The 4,114-nt window shown below is 49.9% G+C and carries 6 protein-coding genes; all 6 read left to right on the forward strand.

What is annotated here, in order from left to right; genetic code table 11:
* Positions 1–315, forward strand: a 315-nt coding sequence (locus AC6R1O_RS14000; RefSeq protein ID WP_500657235.1) for an Ldh family oxidoreductase, incomplete at its 5' end; no start/stop codon positions are given.
* 24 nt (positions 316–339) lie between these two features.
* A complete protein-coding gene (locus AC6R1O_RS14005; RefSeq protein ID WP_500630011.1) occupies positions 340–831 on the forward strand; it encodes a TRAP transporter small permease in 492 nt (163 codons plus the stop codon).
* On the forward strand, positions 828–2,108 hold the full coding sequence (locus AC6R1O_RS14010) for a TRAP transporter large permease subunit (RefSeq protein WP_500630012.1): 1,281 nt from the start codon (positions 828–830) through the stop codon (positions 2,106–2,108). The genes AC6R1O_RS14005 and AC6R1O_RS14010 overlap by 4 nt, the downstream gene beginning before the upstream one ends.
* A gap of 20 nt (positions 2,109–2,128) precedes the next feature.
* Positions 2,129–3,103 carry a DctP family TRAP transporter solute-binding subunit gene (locus AC6R1O_RS14015; RefSeq protein ID WP_500634091.1) on the forward strand — a complete coding sequence of 325 codons (975 nt, stop codon included), beginning with the start codon at positions 2,129–2,131 and terminating at the stop codon, positions 3,101–3,103.
* A gap of 69 nt (positions 3,104–3,172) precedes the next feature.
* Positions 3,173–3,865, forward strand: a complete 693-nt coding sequence (locus tag AC6R1O_RS14020; protein ID WP_500634094.1) for an L-ribulose-5-phosphate 4-epimerase — start codon at positions 3,173–3,175, stop codon at positions 3,863–3,865.
* Between the two features lie 9 nt (positions 3,866–3,874).
* The coding region (locus AC6R1O_RS14025; protein WP_500657236.1) for an HAD-IIB family hydrolase at positions 3,875–4,114 on the forward strand (240 nt) is incomplete at its 3' end.

The raw sequence follows: 4,114 nt of genomic DNA on the forward strand, positions 1-4,114 counted from the left end.
ATGGCTATCGTACTGGACATGATGTTGACGGCCATCTCTGGTGGTTATTCCGTTCCCGCTCTGACCGAGGACATGGGGGGCGAGTTCGGTGTATCACAATTTCTTATCGCCATTGATCTAAGCAAAACCATGGACAAAGGTCGATATGCGCAAGAAATGCAGCGTATTCGCGACTATGTTCTGGCCTCTGAGCCCGCGGAAACTGGCAACGTCATGATCGCAGGATCAGAGATCAGCAATTTCATCAAAAAGCATGAAGCTGCAGGTGGTATCGAGATCAACGACGGCATTTGGCAACAAATCACGTCACTTTAGTTCGCTTAAGGTGAGGAAAGCGTTATGCAAAGTGTATTCAAGAGCATATGGAAATCGATAGACGTTCTCATGGCCATTATTATGGCGTGCATGATTGCGCTCGTGTTTACCAACGTGGTATTGCGCTACGGTTTCTCTTCTGGTCTTCGTCCCTCTGTTGAACTCTCTCGCCTTGGGCTTGTGTGGATTGTCATGCTTGGCGCTGCGGTTGTGCTGCGCCGAGGTGAACACCTAGCCGTTTCTGAGTTTTCCGAACGCTTAATGCCCAAAGCTGTGCCTGTATTAAGACGTCTGTGTTGGTGCATCGTCTTGATCGCTGTAGGCATGCTTTATGTCGGCGCTTATCGACAAATGATGGCGAACTGGTCTGATATTTCTCAATTGACAGGTCTGCCATCGGCGCTTTTCTACTTAGCCGGTGTCATCTCCGGAGGATTAATGGCTGTCATCGCTTTCGTCCGTATTTTCAAACCAGATTGGCAACTCGATGATGCCAATGAGGAGAGCCCACTATGACTCTCGCAATTTTCTTATCTGTCCTAATTATTTCCATCTTGCTCGGCCTTCCTGTTGCCTTTGCCTTGCTGTTGGCCTCGATGGCGTTGATGGTCAATATGGACTTTTTTAGTGCCGACATCTTGGCTCAGTCGCTGATCAATGGTGTTGATAGCTTTACCCTACTGGCTATCCCGTTTTTTCTCATCGCGGGAGAGGTGATGGCCTCGGGTGGTCTATCACAAAGGATTGTCCGTTTGGCATCGACGTACGTCGGTCACCGTCAAGGGGGGCTGGGTTACGTCGCCATCATGACATCGGTCCTACTGGCTGGTTTGTCTGGCTCTGCGGTGGCCGATGCGGCAGCACTCGTCAGTATCCTCTATCCGATGATGAAAGCCGCCAAGTACCCAGAGGCGCCGTCAATGGGGCTCCTTGCTTCAGGCGGTATTATTGCGCCAGTCATCCCCCCATCGATCCCTCTGATCCTCGTTGGGGTGGCCGGGGGTATTTCGATAAAAAACCTTTTCTTAGGTGGGATTGTACCTGGCCTCCTAATGGGTATGACGCTGATGTTTATGTGGCGCATGACCGTACGCAAAGAAAAGCTAGAGACCAGTCCGAAAGCCAGTCGAGAAGAAAAACGCGCAGCGTTGAAAGACGGGACTTGGGCGCTATTGCTACCGATCATCATTATCGTCGGTATCCGCTTTGGTATCTTCACGCCGACAGAAGCGGCCGTTGTCGCAGCCGTGTACGCCATCTTTATTTCAACCTTTATCTACAAAGAGCTGACCTTAAGTAAGTTCTACCATATTTTACTTAATGCTGGCCGTTCGACCGCCATGGTCATGTTCCTAGTCGGCTGTGCCATGGTCGCAGCATGGTTGGTGACGGTCGCGCAACTGCCTCAGCAACTTGTCGAATTGCTCGGTCCACTGGTTGACAGTCCTAGATTGTTGATGGCGGTGATCATGCTGCTCGTACTGTGCGTGGGCATGGTCATGGACCTCAGTCCAACCATATTAATATTGGTTCCACTCTTTATGCCTGTCATCAAAATGGCAGGGATAGACCCCACGTATTTCGGGCTTTTGTTCGTGATTAACTGTTCGATCGGCCTGATTACGCCTCCCGTAGGCACCGTACTGAACGTCGTATGCGGTGTAGCGAGAGTACCTATGTCGACAGCCGTTAAAGGAGTCCTACCCTTTATTGCTGCCTACATGGCGCTGCTTGCTTTGTTTGTCATATTTCCAAGCATCATCACTGTACCAATGTCGTTCGTCATTGGTTAATCCCTAACGGAGAAACAATAATGAAAACCCTACTTAAAACAACACTAATCGCATCCACTCTGGCACTTAGCTCCAACGCGTTTGCTGCCACCACACTCAAACTCGCGCACGCAGCGCCAGAGTCAGATCTGCAACAAGAGATGTCTCTATTTTTCAAAAAAGAAGTCGAGGCACGCTCGAAAGGTGAGTTGATCGTGAATATCTACCCTCAAGGGCAGTTGGGCAGTGACAAACAAATGATCGATGGCTCGCGCGCAGGCATCGTGGACTTGGCCATGGTGGGCTTGAACAACTACAACGGTCTAATGCCAGAATCAGCCGCTTTCACGCTGCCATTCATGTTCCCTGATCGTCAAACCGCATACAAAGTGCTTGATGGCGAGCCTGGTCAGGAAGTGTTGAAGCGCTTTGAAGATTTTGGTCTGAAAGGGTTGGGTTACCCAGAAAATGGTTATCGCAATATGACCAATAACAATAAACCGATCCGAGTCCCAAGTGACGTCAAAGGTCTGCAGATGCGTGTCAACGGTTCAAAAGCCCTGAACGACATGTTCAATGAACTCGGCGCCAACCCACAACAGCTGCCTGTTTCTGAGCTGTATACCGCGCTCGAAACCGGTGTCGTGGACTCACAAGATCACCCTATTTCCGTCACCCTCTCTTTTAAGTTTGATGAGGTTCAGAAGTACCTAAGTTTGACTCAGCACGCTTACTCACCTCTTGTTTTAACGATGAATCTACGCAAGTTCAACGGCTTGAATGCCGAAGAGCAGAAGATCATCGAAGAAGTATCGGCAGAAGCGGTCGCAATGCAACGTAAGCTCAGCATCGACAAGGAAGATCAAATGATTGCTCAGCTTGAAGCCAATGGCATGGAAGTGAACCGCGATGTCGACGGTAAAGCGTTCCAAGAAGCTATTCAGCCCGTGTGGAGTGCCTATATCAAACAAAATGGCGACACTATGATCAACAAGATCAAGCTCGCCGCTCAATAACGTCAGTGCGCCATCGCTCACATTAAGAGCGATGGCCTCCCCCAACAATGGACAGCGATAACCATGACTATGTATCAGGAACTGAAAGAAAGGGTACTCAAAGCGAACCTTCTGTTACCCAAATATGGATTAGTGACGTTTACCTGGGGAAACGTCTCTGAAATAGACCGCACATTGGGCGTCATTGCCATTAAACCATCGGGCGTTGAGTACGACGTAATGGGCGTGGACGATATTGTGGTGATCGATTTAGAAGGTCAACGCATTGAAGGCACTCTCAACCCCTCCAGCGATACCGCGACCCATATTGAGCTTTACAAAGCCTTTCCTAATATCGGCGGGATCGTCCATACCCACTCTCGCAACGCGACGATTTGGGCACAAGCGGGGAGAGACATACCGGCACTAGGCACGACCCATGCCGACTATTTCTATGGTGATGTGCCATGTACTCGCCTACTGACCAAAGCCGAGATTGAGTCCAATTATGAACGCAATACCGGCACAGTGATTATTGAAACATTCCAGCAACGACAGATTGACCCGCTCGAAATGCCAGGTGTCGTCGTCGCAGGCCATGCTCCCTTTACTTGGGGAAAAAATGGGGCTGATGCGGTGCACAATGCGGTCGTGATGGAAGAAATCGCAGCAATGGCAACGGCAACACGTGCCATCAGTCCGGAAGTGGCGATTCAAAAAGAGCTGCTCGATAAGCACTACCTGCGTAAGCACGGTAAAAACGCCTATTACGGGCAAAAGTAAGGAGGCGCTATGTATTCATTGTTGGCACTCGATTTGGACGGAACCGTTCTAAACTCCAAGCACGAGATAAGCTCGCCGCTTGTTGAGGTTATCCAAGCGCTTTCGAAAAAAGTCCACACGGTGATCGTCACCGGTCGACACCACGTTGCGGCGAAACCGTACTACCAGCAATTGGGCCTCTCTACGCCCATTATTTGTTGCAATGGTACGTACGTGTATGACTACAAAACAGACACGGTGCTTAGTGCC

It is taken from the genome of Vibrio sp. R11-SG3-ISO3-SZ (genome assembly GCF_059834345.1).